The organism is Psychrobacter sp. PAMC 21119 (genome assembly GCF_000247495.1).
In the GTDB taxonomy this organism is placed as follows: Bacteria; Pseudomonadota; Gammaproteobacteria; order Pseudomonadales; family Moraxellaceae; genus Psychrobacter; species Psychrobacter glaciei.
Genome location: NZ_AHVZ01000017.1, coordinates 72,702 through 91,189 on the forward strand (window position 1 = coordinate 72,702; position 18,488 = coordinate 91,189).

14 protein-coding genes are annotated in these 18,488 nt (G+C 42.4%); 12 read left to right on the forward strand and 2 right to left on the reverse strand.

The annotated features are described in order from the left end of the window. The first annotated feature begins 142 nt into the window (after positions 1 to 142). A complete protein-coding gene (locus RH96_RS06720; protein ID WP_010198926.1) occupies positions 143 to 1,030 on the forward strand; it encodes an energy transducer TonB in 888 nt (295 codons plus the stop codon). A gap of 90 nt (positions 1,031 to 1,120) precedes the next feature. Continuing rightward, complete coding sequence (locus RH96_RS06725; protein WP_010198929.1) at positions 1,121 to 1,996, forward strand: mechanosensitive ion channel family protein; 876 nt, start codon at positions 1,121 to 1,123, stop codon at positions 1,994 to 1,996. 34 nt (positions 1,997 to 2,030) lie between these two features. On the opposite strand, the gene ybeY is transcribed toward RH96_RS06725, so the two are convergent. Further along, positions 2,031 to 2,627, reverse strand: a complete 597-nt coding sequence (gene ybeY, locus RH96_RS06730) for an rRNA maturation RNase YbeY (protein WP_010198932.1) — start codon at positions 2,625 to 2,627, stop codon at positions 2,031 to 2,033. Between the two features lie 233 nt (positions 2,628 to 2,860). Continuing rightward, entirely contained in the window at positions 2,861 to 3,949 is a 1,089-nt protein-coding gene (locus RH96_RS06735; RefSeq protein ID WP_010198934.1) for a PhoH family protein, read from the reverse strand. Positions 3,950 to 4,553: 604 nt separating this feature from the next. Between RH96_RS06735 and RH96_RS06740 the strand changes: the two genes are divergently transcribed. The 10 genes from RH96_RS06740 (at position 4,554) to RH96_RS06785 (ending at position 18,477) form a co-directional block, all read left to right on the forward strand. Then, a complete protein-coding gene (locus tag RH96_RS06740) occupies positions 4,554 to 5,864 on the forward strand; it encodes an FAD-dependent monooxygenase (protein ID WP_081501578.1) in 1,311 nt (436 codons plus the stop codon). Between the two features lie 73 nt (positions 5,865 to 5,937). After that, positions 5,938 to 7,206 carry an FAD-dependent monooxygenase gene (locus RH96_RS06745; protein WP_010198952.1) on the forward strand — a complete coding sequence of 423 codons (1,269 nt, stop codon included), beginning with the start codon at positions 5,938 to 5,940 and terminating at the stop codon, positions 7,204 to 7,206. A gap of 70 nt (positions 7,207 to 7,276) precedes the next feature. Then, positions 7,277 to 7,972: an OmpA family protein gene (locus tag RH96_RS06750; protein WP_227500949.1), complete on the forward strand. Its 696-nt coding sequence runs from the start codon at positions 7,277 to 7,279 to the stop codon at positions 7,970 to 7,972. Between the two features lie 12 nt (positions 7,973 to 7,984). Next, positions 7,985 to 8,665: an OmpA family protein gene (locus tag RH96_RS06755; RefSeq protein WP_010198956.1), complete on the forward strand. Its 681-nt coding sequence runs from the start codon at positions 7,985 to 7,987 to the stop codon at positions 8,663 to 8,665. 12 nt (positions 8,666 to 8,677) lie between these two features. Beyond that, positions 8,678 to 9,340 (forward strand): OmpA family protein, encoded by a 663-nt coding sequence (locus RH96_RS06760; protein WP_010198957.1) that lies wholly within the window; start codon positions 8,678 to 8,680, stop codon positions 9,338 to 9,340. Between the two features lie 58 nt (positions 9,341 to 9,398). Continuing rightward, positions 9,399 to 10,616, forward strand: coding sequence for a hypothetical protein (locus RH96_RS06765; RefSeq protein ID WP_010198958.1), 1,218 nt, complete (start codon positions 9,399 to 9,401; stop codon positions 10,614 to 10,616). A 141-nt stretch (positions 10,617 to 10,757) separates the two neighbouring features. Then, the gene (locus RH96_RS06770) at positions 10,758 to 12,590 is read left to right on the forward strand and encodes a type I restriction-modification system subunit M (protein WP_026037189.1); all 1,833 of its coding nucleotides are present in this window, start codon (positions 10,758 to 10,760) and stop codon (positions 12,588 to 12,590) included. Continuing rightward, entirely contained in the window at positions 12,580 to 13,980 is a 1,401-nt protein-coding gene (locus RH96_RS06775) for a restriction endonuclease subunit S (RefSeq protein WP_010198960.1), read from the forward strand. Before RH96_RS06770 ends, RH96_RS06775 begins: the two co-directional genes overlap by 11 nt. Next, positions 13,977 to 15,239 (forward strand): FRG domain-containing protein, encoded by a 1,263-nt coding sequence (locus RH96_RS06780; RefSeq protein WP_010198961.1) that lies wholly within the window; start codon positions 13,977 to 13,979, stop codon positions 15,237 to 15,239. Before RH96_RS06775 ends, RH96_RS06780 begins: the two co-directional genes overlap by 4 nt. Positions 15,240 to 15,282: 43 nt before the next feature. Next, the gene (locus tag RH96_RS06785; RefSeq protein WP_010198962.1) at positions 15,283 to 18,477 is read left to right on the forward strand and encodes a type I restriction endonuclease subunit R; all 3,195 of its coding nucleotides are present in this window, start codon (positions 15,283 to 15,285) and stop codon (positions 18,475 to 18,477) included. The last annotated feature ends 11 nt before the right edge of the window (positions 18,478 to 18,488 follow it).

Genomic DNA, 18,488 nt, shown 5'->3' on the forward strand with positions numbered 1-18,488 from the left:
CCACGGTTATGCTAGCGACATAATTATATGTCATGTTATGATAGCGCCGACATGTGCCACAGATAACGCGCCTTAATTTTATTCAGCGTATTGTCTGCTGCTTTTACACTTATAAGCTCATATCCAGAAGCTGAGACCAATTGTGGCCTATATTAAAGACTCACAAAGCTACCACTTTTCAGCGCAAGCACCCAAGCGTGATATTAGTTTGCCTGTTGCTATTGCCATCGCGGTAGCCGTGCATGCGTTGATTATTTTTGGTATTAGCTTTTCTATGGGCAAAGATCCTGCAGCGATGATGCAAGATGTGGCTAAGGCGCTAGCCGATAATATGCAGCCAAATGAAGATGCCCATTTTATTGCCAATGCTTCACAAGAGGGTGGTGGTACGGTACGTGAGCTTTTGAGGCAAGAGACCGATCAGAGCAGTCCATTGTCTGCTGAGCAAATGAGCGAAACCCAAGACGTGATCAGTTTGCAGCGTCAAGTTCGCCAGCAACGCTATCAAGAGAGCTATCTGCGTACCACGCTAAGCTGGCGACAGGCTACGGTAGAGTCTGATAATGACAGTAAGCAAGTAAAAGATGATCTGATGGCGCAAGAAGAGCGACTGCGTAAGCAAATTGCCACCCTAGAGGCGCAACTGTCTCAGCGTCAGCAGCTCTATGCAACCAAGTCGAAAGTAGTGACGGTCGATAGTAATTCAACGACGCGTGGTGCAGCCGCTGACTATATCAATACTTTTCGTGAACACGTCGAGCGCGTTGGTAATTTACAATATCCTGCTCAAGCGCGTGCGCAAGGTATCACGGGTGAAGTGCGCCTCATGGTCATTATCAGTCATGATGGTAATATTAAAGCCATTCGCCTGCTTGAAAGCTCAGATTCTACGATATTGGACGAAGCTGCTAAGCAGTCAGTACGGCAAGCAGCGCCCTTTGGTAAGTTCACTAAAGACATGCATGATATAGTCGAGTTGCGTTTGATACGTACCTACCGTTATAGTGACAAAGTAGATGTGACTTATTAGGATAACAAGTTAAGATAACAAGAATCAGTTCGAATCCCTAATAGCAGACACCCAAATTCGTAAAATACAGCGATAGAATAAAGAGTCATTATGGAATTTTTAGGTTTTACAATAGATGTGGCCACGCTAACCAGCACTGCAATAGAGTTAGTCATCAAAGTGGCTTTGGCAATACTCATATTCATCATCGGACGCTGGCTGGCCAAAAAGGCGGTCGCTTTCTCTAATCGTCTTATGATGCGTAGCCATCTAGACGAGACAGTCGCCGGCTTTTTGAGCCGTCTGTTGTATGGAGTATTACTGGTCGTGATTACCTTGGCTGCGCTAAGCAAAGTTGGCGTGCAAACCACATCAGTTGTCGCTATCTTGGGTGGTGCCGCCGTTGCCATTGGTCTGTCACTAAAGGATCAGCTATCGAACTTTGCCGCTGGTATTATGATTGTGACTTTTCGCCCGTTTGTACGCGGTGACTATGTCCAGATCAGCAGTTATACCGGCACGGTGACTGAGATTAGCTTGGTCAATACCCATTTAACGACCATTAACAATCACGATATCATCATTCCTAATAGCGATATCACAACGTCAGCCGTTGTCAACTATACCGCGCTACCCAATCGCCGCGTCGATATTACGGTTGGTATTGGCTACGATGCCGATATAAAAACTGCCAAAGAGGTGATGCTAAGCCTCGCAAGAAACAATGCATTGGCGTTTACTGATCCTGAGCCTATCGTACGAGTGACCAATTTGGGTGATAATTCAGTGGATTTAACCTTAAACGTTTGGACGACCAATGCTGACTGGTGGTCGATGCAATGCGAGCTACTAGAGCAGTTCAAACATGCGCTCGATGACGAAAAAATTGAGATTCCATTCCCGCAGCGCAGTGTCCATGTTAAAGGCTTAGATCACATGATTAATCAGATGGGGCAAGCGCAGAAACTGCCATTGGCTAAAGACTAGTTCATAAAGCTCTAGTGAGTAAAAGCGCATACATTTAAATATAGGGATTTGGTAGGTTCAAGCCTGCCAAAATCTCAATCTCAAAGCTTTCCATCTCATCTTGCTCGGCTTGCCCAAGCTCATGATCAAACCCTAATAAGTGCAGTACACCATGTATCAATAGGTGACTAATATGCTGCGCGACGGTTTTGTCTTGCTCGGCGGCCTCACGTACCATGACCTCATGACAAATGATTAACTCACCCAGTGGCAGCATTGGCATCAGCTCAATAATGGCAGCTGGCATATCGCTTGGGTAGGATAAAATATTAGTCGCATAATCTTTGCCACGCGCTTCCAAATTCAATTCGCGTCCTTCTGTCTCATCCGTAATATATATATCGAGTGCTTTTGGCTTCTCTTGCCATTGCTCAGAGTCAATATCTGCAAAGTAAGGCAGAGTCATACCAGTGTTAATACGTTCATCGATATAATTCAAAGTTGCCATTATGACTGGTAACAGATTATCTGCACTATAAAATCGATCAATCAAATTATCATCAATACTGTCAATCGCGCTGACATTGAGATCTACGCTGGTCAGATTATTTGCAGCTGTTTCAGTCATACTATTATCATTAGCTTGGTTCATTTTTCTATCCTTTAAAAAACAACACGCCCTAATAAAAAACCGAACTACTGTCTTTAGTAATTCGGTTTTCATTGTTTTGAAAGCTAATGTTTTGAAACCTAATGTTTTAAAGCTCAACGTTTTAAAGCTTAACGTTTTAAAGCTTAACGTTTTAAAGCTTAACGTTTTAAAGCTTAACGTTTTAAAGCTTAACGTTTCATTACGGCTACAATTTATCAGCTATAGCTTCTCACTTATAACTTAGCAGCCGCGTTGCTGATCGCTTGTCTACGCTCTTGCTCAGCTAAGCGTTCTTGTTTGCGCTTTTCTTCTAGGATCAATTGCTCAGTGTCAAATACTTCATAAGCTTCAACGATTTGTTGTACCAATTGATGGCGTACCACATCTTTTGAATCGAATTTAGTGATATGAATCTCTTCGATACCGCTTAAAATTTCGAGTGCTTGGGTCAGTCCTGATTTGGTACCGCGTGGCAAATCGACCTGAGTAATGTCACCAGTGATGACCGCACGTGAGCCAAAGCCTAAGCGTGTCAAAAACATTTTCATCTGCTCAGGTGTGGTGTTCTGTGCTTCATCCAAAATAACAAACGAGTTGTTCAAGGTACGACCACGCATATAAGCAAGTGGTGCAACTTCAATGATTTGCTTTTCAATCATTTTGCCAACTTTTTCAAAGCCAAGCATCTCGTATAACGCATCGTATAACGGGCGTAAGTAGGGATCGATTTTTTGTGACAAGTCACCCGGTAAAAAGCCTAGCTTTTCGCCTGCTTCTACCGCAGGGCGCACCAATAAAATACGCTCAATCTCATTACGCTCTATCATATCGACCGCACAGGCAACAGCAAGATACGTCTTACCCGTACCCGCAGGCCCAATACCAAACGAGACATCAGAGCTTAAGACGTTTTTCACATAACTTTGTTGATTGCCACCGCGCGGAATGATTTTACCTTTGCGCGTGCGCAAGCTGATCGGGGTAAACTCACTAGCGGTTTCTGAATTTTTCTCATTTTCTTCAGCAGTAGCTTGCTCATCTGCCTCGTTATCTTGATCGCGCGCGATGCTTGACTGGATAATGAGGTGCAGCTCTTCTGCGCTAATATCTTTTGAGTTTTGAGCTTCATCGACCATTTTATAAATGATACGTTCGCCACGCTCAACGCCAGTGATATCACCACTCAAGCAAAAATCCCCTTGGCGTTGGCTGATTTTGATATCGAGGCGTTCTTGGATATATTTCATGTGGTTGTTATATTCACCAAGCACGGTCTTGAGCTGTGCTGGGGTCAATGATTCGAACTTTATACGGCGGCTCATGGAATCAGTCAATCGATTATCCTTATATTGGTAGCCCGATGCTATTGCTATTTATTGATAGAAGCATGGGTGTAATAGATAAAATAGTCAGTAACACTTTTAGAGAGTAGAGACAACAATGACGGTAAAATTATTATGTAGTTTATCGATAGTAACAAGTGAATGGCCTTCCTTTATTATGGTAGATAGATTTTAAAATTCAAGCCATAGATGGCATGGACAGCCTTGTTTTTGTATGGCGATTGCAACCGCTGTGCCAATATTTTGCAAGCACTGCCGTTTAAGCTGATTAACTTTGTGCCTCAAGTAAGCTGGCACTGTTATTTTAGATATTCGATGCTTTTTGTACACGCTGTCTATACCGTCAAGAGCACTGAATGACGGACAATTTGTGGTAATCTATCAGCCATATCATCACTATTTACATCGCTGTCTAAATAGCAAACTTAATACTGAGCTTCACCTCTTAATAGAACGATGGCGTTTGTATATAGAATAATACAACTTCTATAATAATAAAATTTTTGAGAGTTTATCAATAACTCGTTTTTGCTGATGACGGATAGCCAGCCAGCATACCAAACAGATCACAATAGGAATAATCATGATGCAAAATACGGATTCAAACTTATCGAATGCCAAAAACAAATTTGGCAATAAAAAGGCAGTCACTGACCAGAACGTTCTTATCGTTGGCGGTGGGCACGTGGGTTTGTCTTTTGCGTTGCTACTAGCGCATCATGGTATCGCCAGTACTTTGCTCGAAAAGATGGGCTATCCAACCATTAGTCCAAATGATGACAGTAATCGAAGCCATTATTTAGACAGCCGCAATACGGCACTATCACGGCGTACGGTACAGATTTACCAAGAGATAGGTCTATGGGATGAGCTGCAAAGTCATGCTTGTCGCATTGATGCAGTTCAAATCAGTGAACAAGGGAGTTTTGGACGCGCGCAGCTGAATAAAGACGAAGAAAAAGTAGAGTCATTTGGTCAAGTCATGGAAAATGCTTGGCTGGGACGTAAGCTATTGCTTGCCGCTCAGCAAGAGCCGCTCATTGCCTTAATTGATCATGCGAATGTCACGGCAGTTGCGCAGCAAAACGACATGGTGACGTTGAGCTTTAGCTACTATGGTAAAGAGGAGCATGAGCAGCAGTTGCAAGCTAGCGTCTTGGTCGCTTGTGATGGTCGCGACTCTACGGTGCGTCAGCTATTGAATATCGGCACGACGACTTATGATTATCAGCAAACCGCTATCGTCGGCGTGGTAGAGACTGACAAACCACACGGGCATGTCGCGATTGAGCGTTTTAGCCCAGCAGGGCCACTGGCGGTATTACCATTGACAGATCCAGACGGCGATGGCAATGATGAGTATCAAACAGGTTATAGACGCTCGGTGGTTTGGGTCTGCCCAACAGGTGAAGAAACCAAGTATCTAGAGGATGATGCACACTTTTTACAGACCCTACAGCAAGCCTTTGGTGAGCGTGCTGGCACGTTTGTCACGGCTGGTCGTCGCGGTGCTTATCCACTAACACGAGTATTGGCAGACAAACAAGTCGATGGTCGCTGTGTGGTTATGGGCAATGCGGCACATACGTTGCATCCTGTCGCCGGTCAAGGATTTAATCTCTGTATGCGTGATGCCCATGTGCTGGCGCAGATGATGAGTACGCAAGTGCTAAAAGGCGCAGACATTGGCGATACGCAACTGTTAAAACGCTATGAAAAGGCACGTCAAACCGATCAAAAACGCGTCATTCGCTTCTGTGATGCCGTGGTACATGGCTTTACGCATCCTAACCCCGCCATTAAGCTGGCACGCAATGTGGCCTTGGTTGCCTTTGATAAACTGCCCAATATTAAGCCACTAATCGCCAATTATGCGATGGGACTAAAGTCGTAGTTTGTCACATTGCGTTATATCAATGGTCTATACCAATGTTCTATACGATGGCACTTAAATGTAGGAATAACTTATGAAAAATAATCATACGCTGATTATCGGTAGCGGTATTGTTGGGGCGACATTAGCGTTAAAGCTGGCGCAAGCAAAAATGCCCGTGACGTTGATTGATGCACGTCCTGAACGTGATGAGTCAGAGTGGCAAGACATATTGAAGCAACGCGACGCTCGCGTTTATGCACTGAGCGTGGCCAGTATTAACTTGCTCAACGATGTCGGCGCGTGGCAAAAAATTGCTGCCTCTGAGCGTAAAGCGGACTACTCACAAATGCAGGTGTGGCAACTGAACGGTATGGGCGAGCTATTATTTGGCGATAGTGGTGATAATCATTCTAATACTACGCTACCGCAAATGCTTGGCAGCATGGTCGAGCCTGCCGTCATTGAACATGCGTTATGGCAGCGTTTATCTGAGGATGATGTCAGTGACTATCTAACCGTTATCGCTGGACATAAAGTTATCAATATGGATTGGCTGGGTACGCAGCAAGGCTACCGTGTGACGTTAGACGATCATACTGCTATAGCAGCGGCTCTGCTGGTTGGTGCTGATGGTCGTGGCTCATTTGTGCGTCAGCAAGCGGCGATTGGGCTGGATACACTCGATTATAATCAAACCGCGATTTGCTGTGCGATTCACACCGAAAAGCCGCATCAAGCAACCGCCCGTCAGGCGATGCTGCCCACAGGTACGCTGGCACTATTGCCGTTAGCGGATATCACTGATGCAGATAAAGCCAAGCCGCAACACTGGCAGTCGATCGTGTGGACATTGCCGCGCAATCAAGCATTGGCATTGATAGAGGAAGATGCGCGCGTTATTGCTGATAAATTGGCCGCTGCTAGTAACTATGAGCTAGGTGCTATCAGTCAGATTGAGTCAATTGCCAGTTTTCCATTGACTGCGCAACAAGCTAAAAGCTACGTCGCGGACAATTTAGTCTTGATCGGTGATGCCGCACATGGCGTGCATCCGCTGGCAGGTCAAGGGTTGAATTTAGGCATGCTCGATGTACAGACTTTAAGCGAGCAATTGTCACACGACTTTGCCCGTAGTGGTGGAACCAGTTGGGGCGGTAATCAAACGTTGCGTAGCTACGAGCGTTTGCGTCGTCCACATAATAGTTTAATGATGCATAGCTTTTCCGCGCTTAATTGGCTATTCGCAGGGTCGCTTGCACAGATGCGTCCTATTCAACAAATACGTAGCGAAGGTATGTATCGAGTCGGCAAAATTAAGCCGTTGATGAGACTGTTTGCTAAGCAGGCGAGTGGGGTTTGAGGTTTTGACTAAAATTATTAATTGAACTTTTTAACTAAACTAAGGATGGCGTATGAAGACTCAGTCATGGATGGCGATAGCCGTCGTAATAGCTAGTTTTATTTTAGCCTCCTGCCAATCTACACCTAAAAATAATACAATAGATAAAAATGTAGACAACACACCTAAAGTATTGATAGAGCCACTTGCAGATACAGACAATGACAGCGTGCCCGATGAACTTGATAACTGTCCTAATACTGCTGAAGGGGTCAAGGTTGATCCCTATGGTTGTCCAGTGGCGGTCAATTTGATTGGGTCACTAGTAATGGATATTCGAGTCTATTTCACCTCAGATAGCCCTACACTAACCAACGAAGCTTATTTAACTGAAGTACAAAAAGTCGCTGAAAAAACGCGTAACAACCCTAATTTAGTTACCATTTTATCAGGTCATATCTCCAAAGCTGAAAACCGTCAAGCCACTAACGCCACGCCTAATAATAGGCGCTTAGCGAGTAATCGTGTGAAATTAGTCAAAGATTATTTAGTAGAGCAAGGGATTGTTGCTGATAAAATTTTGGCGTTTGATTGCAGGGATAAAATTCAGCTTGGTATTAATAATGAAGGTGCTAATATTGAAACTGAAAAGCATGCTGCTGAAATGTCATTGTTGAATCAAAGAGTTTTTGGGGCGGTAATAGAAGCTGATAAAGCATACTCTAGGAATTACCCTGATGAGCAGCATTCTTTGAAGCATTATAAAGAAGTCTGTCAGCAGCTTTAGAAGAAATAATTTATGAATACGCTATTAAGAAGTACGTTTGTTGTTTTGATCAGCGCTTTAACACTATCCGCGTGTCAAACGGCTTATTTTTCTAAGCAAACAAGTCAAACTATCAACATGCCAACGGTTGTGGTTAATTTGGATAGTGATAGTGATAGTGACAGTGACAGTGATGGCGTGCATGATGATTTAGATCAATGTCCAAATACGACAGAAAACGTAGTAATAGACGAAAGAGGCTGTCCTGAGGTTATAAGTCTTATTGGTATGCCTCCAATGATGGAGTATCGTGCTTTTTTTACCAAGGACAGCAGTGAATTATTGCCACAGTATCATGATGAGCTTGATAGAGTAGCAGAACAGATGAATAACTATGATACAGCTACTATAAAAATTGAAGCTCATGTTTCAGAGGATGAGGTCAGTAAAGCTTCTACCTCAATTTTGCAATCGAACTCGCTGGCTAAGAGTCGAGCGCTCGTTGTTAAAAATTACCTAATTTTAAATCACAAAATTGAGCCTAGTCGTCTGACTACTCTCGATTGCGGTATTAAAGGTTCTATTGCACCTTCTGATACTGAGGAAAACAGATCTATGAATCGTAGAGTTTATAGCTTAGTAACCGATTCAAAAAACCACAAAGCTGATTATTATCAAAATGACCTAGGCTCAAACAGATGTATCGAGTTTTAAAGGTAAAATACAATGAAAATTAAATTAAGAAATACAATTCTAGTTTGGGTAAGCGCTTTGGTATTAACAGGCTGTCAAACCGCGGACTTGTCTAATCAAGCAACTCAAATTATTGATATACCAGTTGTTGAAGCTATTTTAGATAGCGATGGCGACGGATATTCTGATGATATAGACATGTGTCCGGGTACACCAATGAACATAGTAACAGATGAAAGGGGTTGTCCCTTTACTGGCATGGGGATAGGTCTAAAAATGGAATATCGTGCCTTTTTTGCCAAGGGTAGCAGTGAGCTATCGCCAGAGTATCAGCTTGAGCTTGATAAAGTAGCAGCAAAGCTGCAAGAGTACTATACGGCAACTATGCGTATTGAGGGGCATGCTTCAGCAGATGAAGTGGATGAAAAATCAGCTACAGTCTTACAACCAGATTCTTTATCAAGAAATAGGGCGCTTATTGTCAAAAACTATCTGATAATGCAGCATCAAATTGATCCTGATCGCTTGAGCACCGCTAGTTATGGTGCTGAACAACCTATCGCACCCTCTGACACTGAAGAAGGTAAGTCTATGAACCGCCGTGTTTATGGGGTAGCTATTGCAAACTTTGATACCGAAGAAGAGAGATCCATGAATCGCCGCGTTACTGGTATAGCTACGGAACCTCAAGAGTAATTATTTAATGGTCAATCAGCAGATTTTAGTTTAAAACAACTATCCAAAGGCAAACCCCATGCTCATTCCTAAATACTGGGCGCAATACAAACAGCGCTTTGAGTTATCAGAAACGGCTGATAACACGTCTGATACTTTTAATTCTAAACAAGCCACTATTAAACGTTATGGTTGGTCAGATGTCAGTCAAGCAGAAGCGCTAAGCCATGCTAAATCTCGCGTGAGTGAGGCGCATAACTGCTGGCTGGCAGGTGAAGATATCTTACGTCGTGAGCGCAGAGAAGAATATAACGCAAGCAACGGCATTCCCATTCGTGAAGAAATTATTTCAGAGCATGGTTTTTCGGAGAATGGCTTAATAGAAGGCAATTTAGAGAATAGATTGTCTGATACTCAGCTCATTGTGACGCGTAACAGTTACGGCGCACAGGTTGCTAACGTCGATAACATCGCAATCATTGATGTCGATAATAAAGACTTATTAGGTCATTTATATCCCGAACATTACAGCCCTAATGGTTTTATGCCTACTATACCCACTTATCAAAGTAAACCATCAAGCAAATTAAAAATTTGGGTTTTTATCCTTGTGTTTATTCTTATCGCCAGTGTCATCGCTTGGCTAGGATTATCTTGGTTGTGGCTATTGGCAGTTATGTTTGGCGTGACTGCTTATCTATGGCAACAGGCCAGCCAAAGAGACAAAGCCCGCGCACAAAAATATACCGATGATATCGCCTCATTACTGCCTTACATGACGGATTTAATCAAAAAACGTGTTGTCAATCATCCTACCGAACGCTTTCGTTTATATCAAACGCCAGCAGGATTTCGCATTATTGCCACACACGATACTATCGCGCCAAGTGATGAGTTGGTCGCGGAGTGGTTTGAGTATTTCCATGCGGATACCAATTATGTGCGTCTGAGTCAAATACAGCAGTGCTTTCGAGCGCGGCTCACTGCTAAGCCGTGGCGTATGAGTGAGGTTGAGGGTAAAAAACTGACTAAAGATATCCCTGCTAAAAACTTTTGGTTTGGCTCTGACAATATCGATGTAGATAGTAGCATTGAGCAACGTCAAGATGAGTTAAAAGCGCGTAAACAGTGGATTGTTGACTATGATCGTTTTGCCCAAGGCTATCGTGCTTGTCATTATGTCGAGAGTTTTGCTGGCAAGGAAGCCAGTCATCAATTAGAGTCTGTAGCGATAAAGGCTTTTGTCGATTGGCATGATAGAGCTTGTCGAGTGGATAAAGCGTTACCGATGGCTTGATTGAAAATTATGTTTGCCTTTTATAGCTAGACTATCTATTGTTATCTACTTTATTGATTCAGAGTACCTTTCTAAAAACACCTAATAAGCCATCTAACGAGTTATACCATGAGTTCAGAAGTGACTACAGAAAAAACCAATATTTCTCAACTTGAGCAACAGTTTTTAAATGAACTGGACAGCAAGCTATGGAAAGCAGCAGATAAACTACGCAGCAGCCTTGATGCTGCAAACTACAAGCATATCGTGCTAGGCCTTATCTTTATTAAGTACGTTTCAGATGCCTTTGAGATGCGCCGAGATGAGCTAAAAGCGCTATTTGATAATAATGATGAAGATAATATCTATTACCTCGATCCTGAGTTTTATGACAGTGACGCTGAGTATCAGCAGGCGTTAGTCGATGAACTAGAAATTAGAGATTATTATAGTGAGAAAAATGTCTTTTGGGTGCCAAAGATGGCACGTTGGGATTTCATTAAGGAGACTGCTGCACTATCAATAGGCACAGTCCTAAAGTATGAATATCAAGGCGAAGCGGTTACTGAGGAGCAGGCGCAGATAATTCGAACACAACATCAAGCGCAAGCAGCAGATAGCAATGACAAAGATCCTATCAAAGTTATTAAACTAACCTCTGTTACATGGATTATTGACAATGCGATGGATGAGATCGAAAAAGCCAATAAAACACTTAAAAACGTATTAAATCGTATTGATAGATATCAGTTGCATAATGATAAGTTAAAGGGACTGATTGATAGTTTCTCTGATACCAGCTTTAACCAAACTGAGTATCAAGGACATACGCTAAATATCAATAGCAAAGATATATTAGGGCATATCTATGAGTATTTCTTAGGGCAGTTTGCTTTAGCAGAAGGTAAGCAAGGCGGACAGTATTATACGCCCAAAAGCATCGTCACTCTCATCGTTGAGATGCTCCAGCCCTATCAAGGACGTATATACGATCCGGCAATGGGTAGTGGCGGATTTTTTATCTCCAGTGATAAGTTCATCGCTCGTCATGCTGGTGAGAAGCAGTATAACGCCAGTGAGCAGCGCCGTCAGGTGTCCATCTATGGGCAGGAGAGTAATCCGACCACATGGAAGCTAGCAGCGATGAATTTGGCGATTCGCGGTATGGATTATGAGTTTGGTGAGCATGCTGATAGTTTCCTCAATGATCAGCATCCGGATCTGCGTGCGGATTTTGTTATGGCCAATCCACCGTTCAATATCAAGGACTGGTGGCATGAGAAGCTCGCTGATGATGCACGCTGGCAATATGGCACACCGCCTGAAGGCAATGCCAACTTTGCTTGGATTCAGCATATGCTTTATCACCTCGCACCGTCTGGTAGTATGGCGCTGCTATTAGCCAATGGCTCGATGAGTAGCCAAACTAGCGGTGAGGGCGATATTCGTCAAGCGCTCATTGAGGCGGACTTGGTCGAGTGTATCGTGGCGCTGCCGGGTCAGCTGTTTACCAATACTCAAATCCCAGCTTGTATCTGGTTCTTGAGTAAAGATAAAGCCAACGGCTTTGCCTATGACGTTCGTAAGCGTGATCGCCAAGGTGAGGTGCTATTTATCGATGCGCGTGACATCGGCTATATGAAAGATCGGGTATTGCGTGATTTCACCGATGAGGATATTGAGCGTATTACGAGCACTTTTCATAATTGGCAAGAAGGCAAAGCTGCCAAAGATGCTGATAAGGCTACAGACAGTAAAGGCTATAAAGATATCGCTGGATTTTGCTATAGCGCCAACCTTGAGGACATGCAAAAGCACGACTATGTGCTGACGCCGGGGCGTTATGTTGGTTCGCCTGAGGTTGAGGAAGATAGTGAACCGTTTGCGGATAAGATGACGCGCTTAACGGCAACATTGTCAGAGCAATTCGCGCAAAGTAGCGAGCTGGAGCAAGAGATCAAAAAGAATTTGGCGGGGTTGGGTTATGGGGTTTGATTGGACAGATTATACTTTATCCGAATTAGTAGAAATTTCATCAAGCAAAAGAATTAAGAGAGCTGAATATATTGACAAGGGTATTCCTTTTTTCCGTTCTAAAGAGATTATTGAAAGAAGTAAAGGCAATAACATATCAACTGAAATTTTCATAAGTAATGAAAGATTTAAGGAAATCAAAGCTAGACATGGCGCTCCAAACAAAGGTGATATACTTTTAACCTCTGTAGGAACCTTAGGGGTCGCTTATCAGGTAAAGGATAACGAAGTTTTTTACTTCAAAGACGGAAATTTGACTTGGTTTAGACATTTCAAAGATATGCTAAATCAGAACTATTTATATTGGTGGCTAACATCCCCTTTGACTCAACAAAAATTATATGAAGTGTCTATCGGATCTACTCAGAGAGCCTTGACAATATCAGCCTTACAGAAACTAAAAATTAACCTGCCTGATTTAAGCGTGCAGAGAGAAATTGTTAATCATTTGGAGAAAATCCATAACAAAATTCAACTCAACAACCAAATTAATCAAACCCTAGAAGCGATGGCGCAAGCAATCTTTAAAAGTTGGTTTGTGGATTTTGATCTGGTGCGTGCTAAACGTGAGATATTAAACAGCGGGGGCAGTATTGATGATGCCGAACGCGCAGCAATGTGTGTTATCAGTAGTAAAACTGATGAGCAATTAGATGAAATGGTAAAGTCTGAGTTTGCTGAGCTTCAACAAACGGCAAATTTATTTCCTAGTAAGTTAGTCGATAGTGAATTAGGAGAGATTCCAGAGGGGTGGGAAGTTAGTGTCTTATCCGAGATGATTAATATTACTGGTGGTGGTACGCCTAAACGTTCTGAAGAAGGTTATTGGGGTGGCGATATTCCTTGGTTTTCAATCAAAGACATTCCTAAAGAGAGTGATATATTTGTTACGAACACTGAAGAGTGTATTACTGAATTGGGATTAAAAAAGTCTTCTACTAAATTACTTGAGAAAGGTACGACCATTATTACTGCTAGAGGAACTGTAGGTAAGCTAGCCCTAACATCTCGTAAAATGTGTATCAACCAATCTTGTTATGGTATCACTGGAAAAGAAGTAGGAAAATTTTATAACTATTATAATCTAAAACTTGCTACCGATACCTTAAAGAAAAATGTACACGGTGCAGTATTTGATACGATTACCACCAAGACTTTTGATAGTTATAAGACTGTTAATCCTGATAAAGATATAAGCTCAAAATTTGAGATTCAAGTCGAACCGTTAATGCAAAAAATAGAAAGCAATCTTATTAAAAACCAAACTCTCGCTGAACTTCGCGATACGTTATTACCGAAGTTACTATTAGGGGAATTGGATGTGAGTGAGTTTCTGGAGGAGAATGAATGAGTGCAAATGACTTAGAATTCAAATATGCAGAAATTCCATTATGGAAACCTGATGATATTAAACAAAGCTTTGATGTTTTACCAAGTCATAATAGTGGAAGAATACCTGTCACTCGATTGGAGCATTGGCGGGAGTTCGATAAATTACTTGAACACGAATTTTTTAATAGGGCTGATATCGACTTAGTCTATAGAGGACACAGACGCTGTGATTGGAGCTTAATACCTACATTAGCAAGATTTGCCAAAGATGAGATCATCACTGAAGAGCTTGCTACTGCACAGTTATCACTATTTCGGAAAACAATCAGAGGTCGAATAATCGATCATTCATTATTTAACCCTGAAGACCAGTCTGAAATAGATGAGCTATGGTCAATTGGACAACATCATGAACTAATGACACCATTATTGGATTGGAGTTATTCACCTTATGTAGCTCTATTTTTTGCTTTTGCAGAACAGGATCGAAATGATGAAACAGACAACCCCTATAGAGCTATATATGTCCTAAACAAATCGTTTATAGACTATAACTCTGAAACAGATTTGAGAGTGATGGAACCTAGGAAGGATGATCATGGAAGACTGGTGAACCAAGCAGGTCTTTTTACTTTTTCTCCTTACGGTACAACTATAGAGAACAAGCTTACTGAAATTTTAAATAGTGAAGAATTTACAGAAAGTGAGTTGAAAGATGCCAGTACTGAAGAAGAGGCTTGTATCATTGCAAAATATATTTGTAAGATTTATGTCAAAAATGAAGATCAGCAATCGTGTTTGAAGCATCTAAGAAGAATGAATATCCATCATGCTAGTCTTTTCCCTGATCTGATTGGCGCAGCTAAATATTGTAATATAAATACAGCTGAAAAAGAATCTAATAAAAACAGAGTGTCTAAAGAGAGAGTAAACTATACGAATAATGTAGAAATAGAGTCATCAAATACTATTAAAAAAACAACCATTAGTGCTAAGAACGAGATAAGTATCAGTAATGAGCAAACTAAGAGTATCCATGATTTACTTGTGAAGCATTCGGTACGGGAGTTATCTGAAGAAAATATAGAAACACTATCTTTAAAGTTGACACATATACTAAAAGATAACTGGGTTGTAGATTGGCAAGAAAGACAAAGCATTATGGCTAGAATTAGAAATAATGTAAGAGTAGTGCTTCGGCAAAATCAATATAAAGAAACAGTTTCAGATGAGTTCTTAGATGACTTTATAGGTTATGCGCAAGCTTTAAAAGAATAATATCTCTTCTGTATTGTTATTAATTTAAAATTATGGACTTAAAATGACCGAAGACGACCTAGAATCAACCTGTTTAGACTGGTTTGCTGATGTAGGCTGGCAAGTCTTCTATGGCCCTGAGTTGAGTCCTGAATCAAAGCAAAGCCATGCTCGTACCAGTCATAACGAAGTGCTGCTAGTCGATAACTTACAAGCCGCCGCCAAGCGTATCAATGCCCATATACCAGCGAGTGCCTTTGAAGAGTGCTTTGAGCAAGCCTTGCGCCAGTTACGTCAGCAGATGAGCATGGATTTGACGAGTCGCAACCGTAGTATTCATCAGCTATTCTTAGCCGGTATCCCTGTTCAGTATAAAGATGGTGATGATCGTCAGCAGCAGGATAGACTGTTCGTTCTCGACTTTGAAACTGTCAATAACAACCAATTCACTGCGGTCAATCAGCTAACCATCAAAACCGCAAAAGAGGGGCGACTGCGTCGTCCAGATATCATCTGCTATGTTAATGGCTTGCCACTGGCGGTCATTGAGCTAAAAAGCCCTAGCGATGAGATGGTAGATATCACCGACGCTTTTAATCAGTTGCAGACTTATAAGACTGAGCTGCCTGAGCTGTTTATTTATAATGAAGCACTCATTATTAGTGATGGTTACAGTGCTAAGATAGGTTCATTGACTGCTAATGAAGAGCGCTTTATGCCGTGGCGTACCATTGCCAATGAAAACGATAAGCCCGTAGTAGAGTGGCAACTTGAGACCGTGATTAAAGGATTTTTTCGCCGTGACCTGTTTATGGACTATGTTCGCTATTTTGTGATTTTTGAAGACGAGGGCGGGCAGCTGATTAAGAAGCAAGCCGCTTATCATCAATTCCATGCCGTAAGAGAAGCGGTCAAAGCCACAGTAATTGCGTCTAAGGATATCAGTGCAGAGAATTCAGACAAAGTAGCAGAGCCAAGAGCGACTTACGGGAGTGAAGTTGAATCTGGTAGCAAAAAAGCAGGCGTGGTCTGGCATACTCAAGGCAGTGGCAAAAGCATTTCAATGTGTTGCTATGCCAGTAAGCTGTCACAGCATTCCAAGATGGGCAATCCGACTATTGTAGTAGTGACGGATCGTAACGACTTGGACGGTCAGCTATTTGCTACTTTTAGTAGCGCCCATGAGTTACTGCGGCAAAACCCCATTCAAGCAGATGATAGAGACAGTTTGCGCGCGCGTCTAAGTGAGCGTGAGTCAGGCGGTATAATCTTTACCACCGTACAGAAATTTGCGCTACTGGCTGATGAAGAGACGCATCCTATTTTAAATGAGCGCCATAATCTAGTAGTCATCTCTGATGAAGCGCACCGTAGCCAGTATGGTCTTAATGCTCGCTATAATCAAAAGACAGGTCAGTATCAGCACGGCTATGCCAAGCATCTGCGTGATGCGCTACCTAATGCCACCTTTATTGGCTTTACTGGTACGCCTATTGCCACAGAAGACAAAGATACACGGGCAGTATTCGGTGATTATGTTTCGATCTATGATATTCAAGATGCGGTCGATGATGGTGCAACCGTACCAATATATTATGAGTCACGTCTAGCTAAGTTAGATCTCAATCATGCTGATATTGCTGCTCTGTCTGATGAGGTCGAGGAGCTAATCGAAGATGATGAAGACAGTCATCGTGAACAAACCAAAGGGGAATGGACACGTCTTGAGAAGCTAGTGGGTAGTGCGCCGAGGCTTGAGCTGGTTGCCGCTGATTTAGTCAACCATTTTGAGCTACGCAGTGCAGAAATAGACGGTAAAGCGATGATCGTCGGTATGAGCCGTGATATTTGCGTACAGTTGTATCAGGCTATCGTGGAATTACGCCCTGAATGGCACGATGATGATCCAAGCAAAGGGGCGATAAAAGTAGTCATGACAGGCTCTGCATCTGACAAGCCATTATTACAGCCGCATATTCATAGCAAAAAAACTAAGAAAATGCTGGAAACCCGTTTTAAAAATCCAGATGATGCACTAAAGCTGGTGATTGTACGCGATATGTGGTTGACGGGTTTTGATGCGCCTTGTTGCCATACTATGTATATTGACAAACCCATGCGTGGACACAATCTCATGCAAGCGATTGCACGTGTCAATCGCGTCTTTAAAGACAAGCCTGGTGGATTGGTAGTTGATTATATAGGCATTGCTAGTGAGCTTAAACACGCTCTAAAGACCTATACCGAGTCTAAAGGGCGTGGGCAACCAACGCACAATACAGCAGAGGCTCTGCAAATATTCTTAGCCAGAATGAATGCTATCCAAGGTATGTTTGCTAAGACGCCACAGCATGGTGTATTAGATATATCAGAGTTTGAGACCCAAACGACGCAATTATTGCCTATCGCTGCCAACCATATTCTAGGAATTGAAGATGGCAAAAAACGCTTTGCTGATCTGGTACTCCAAGCCAGTAAGGCTTATGCCTTATGTTCGACTTTGGACGCAGCCCAGCCTTATCAGAACCAACTAGCATTTTTTACGGCTATCAAAGCGGCTTTAATCAAATTTGAGCGTAGCCAAAAGCCAGATAGCAACTATAGAAAAAACTCAGCACTTAAGCGTATTGTAGATAATGCAGTGGTCGCAGAAGGAGTTGACGATGTCTTTAAGCTCTGCGGATTAGATAAGCCAAATATTGGTTTGTTATCTGATGAGTTCTTAGATGATGTGCGTAAAATGCCAGAGCAAAACTTAGCGGTCGAGCTATTACAAAAGCTGTTAAAAGATGATATTCATGCTAAGACACGTAATAATATTTTGCAAGAAAAAAAGTTTTCAGAACGCTTGCAAGCTACTTTAACCCGCTATAACAACCGCTCCATTGAGACTGCGCAAGTCATTGAAGAGCTGATTACGATGGCGAAGAGTTTTCAAGAGGAAATGGCTCGGCTTGATGATTTAGGGCTTAACACTGATGAGATCGCCTTCTATGATGCCCTAGCTAACAACGAAAGTGCGGTACGCCGATTAGGTGATGAAACACTCAAAAAGATCGCCATTGAAATTACTGAGCGTTTGCGCAAATCGACGACGGTAGACTGGCAGAAGCGTGAAAGCGTACGTTCGCAGCTACGTATACTCGTAAGGCGTACCTTGCAAAAGTGGAAGTATCCACCTGATAAGGCTGCCGAAGCTATCGCACTGGTTATGCAGCAAGCAGAAGTTCTGGCAGATGGTTGGAGTCAGTCAAGTTAGTTTAACTTGTT

What these genes read in the sequence shown, in the direction of transcription:
- RH96_RS06725 (WP_010198929.1), top strand. Translation starts at nt 1,121, where the DNA reads ATGGAATTTTTAGGTTTTACAATAGATGTGGCCACGCTAACCAGCACT.
- ybeY (WP_010198932.1), bottom strand. Translation starts at nt 2,627, where the DNA reads ATGAACCAAGCTAATGATAATAGTATGACTGAAACAGCTGCAAATAAT.
- RH96_RS06735 (WP_010198934.1), bottom strand. Translation starts at nt 3,949, where the DNA reads ATGAGCCGCCGTATAAAGTTCGAATCATTGACCCCAGCACAGCTCAAG.
- RH96_RS06740 (WP_081501578.1), top strand. Translation starts at nt 4,554, where the DNA reads ATGATGCAAAATACGGATTCAAACTTATCGAATGCCAAAAACAAATTT.
- RH96_RS06745 (WP_010198952.1), top strand. Translation starts at nt 5,938, where the DNA reads ATGAAAAATAATCATACGCTGATTATCGGTAGCGGTATTGTTGGGGCG.
- RH96_RS06750 (WP_227500949.1), top strand. Translation starts at nt 7,277, where the DNA reads ATGGCGATAGCCGTCGTAATAGCTAGTTTTATTTTAGCCTCCTGCCAA.
- RH96_RS06755 (WP_010198956.1), top strand. Translation starts at nt 7,985, where the DNA reads ATGAATACGCTATTAAGAAGTACGTTTGTTGTTTTGATCAGCGCTTTA.
- RH96_RS06760 (WP_010198957.1), top strand. Translation starts at nt 8,678, where the DNA reads ATGAAAATTAAATTAAGAAATACAATTCTAGTTTGGGTAAGCGCTTTG.
- RH96_RS06765 (WP_010198958.1), top strand. Translation starts at nt 9,399, where the DNA reads ATGCTCATTCCTAAATACTGGGCGCAATACAAACAGCGCTTTGAGTTA.
- RH96_RS06775 (WP_010198960.1), top strand. Translation starts at nt 12,580, where the DNA reads ATGGGGTTTGATTGGACAGATTATACTTTATCCGAATTAGTAGAAATT.
- RH96_RS06780 (WP_010198961.1), top strand. Translation starts at nt 13,977, where the DNA reads ATGAGTGCAAATGACTTAGAATTCAAATATGCAGAAATTCCATTATGG.
- RH96_RS06785 (WP_010198962.1), top strand. Translation starts at nt 15,283, where the DNA reads ATGACCGAAGACGACCTAGAATCAACCTGTTTAGACTGGTTTGCTGAT.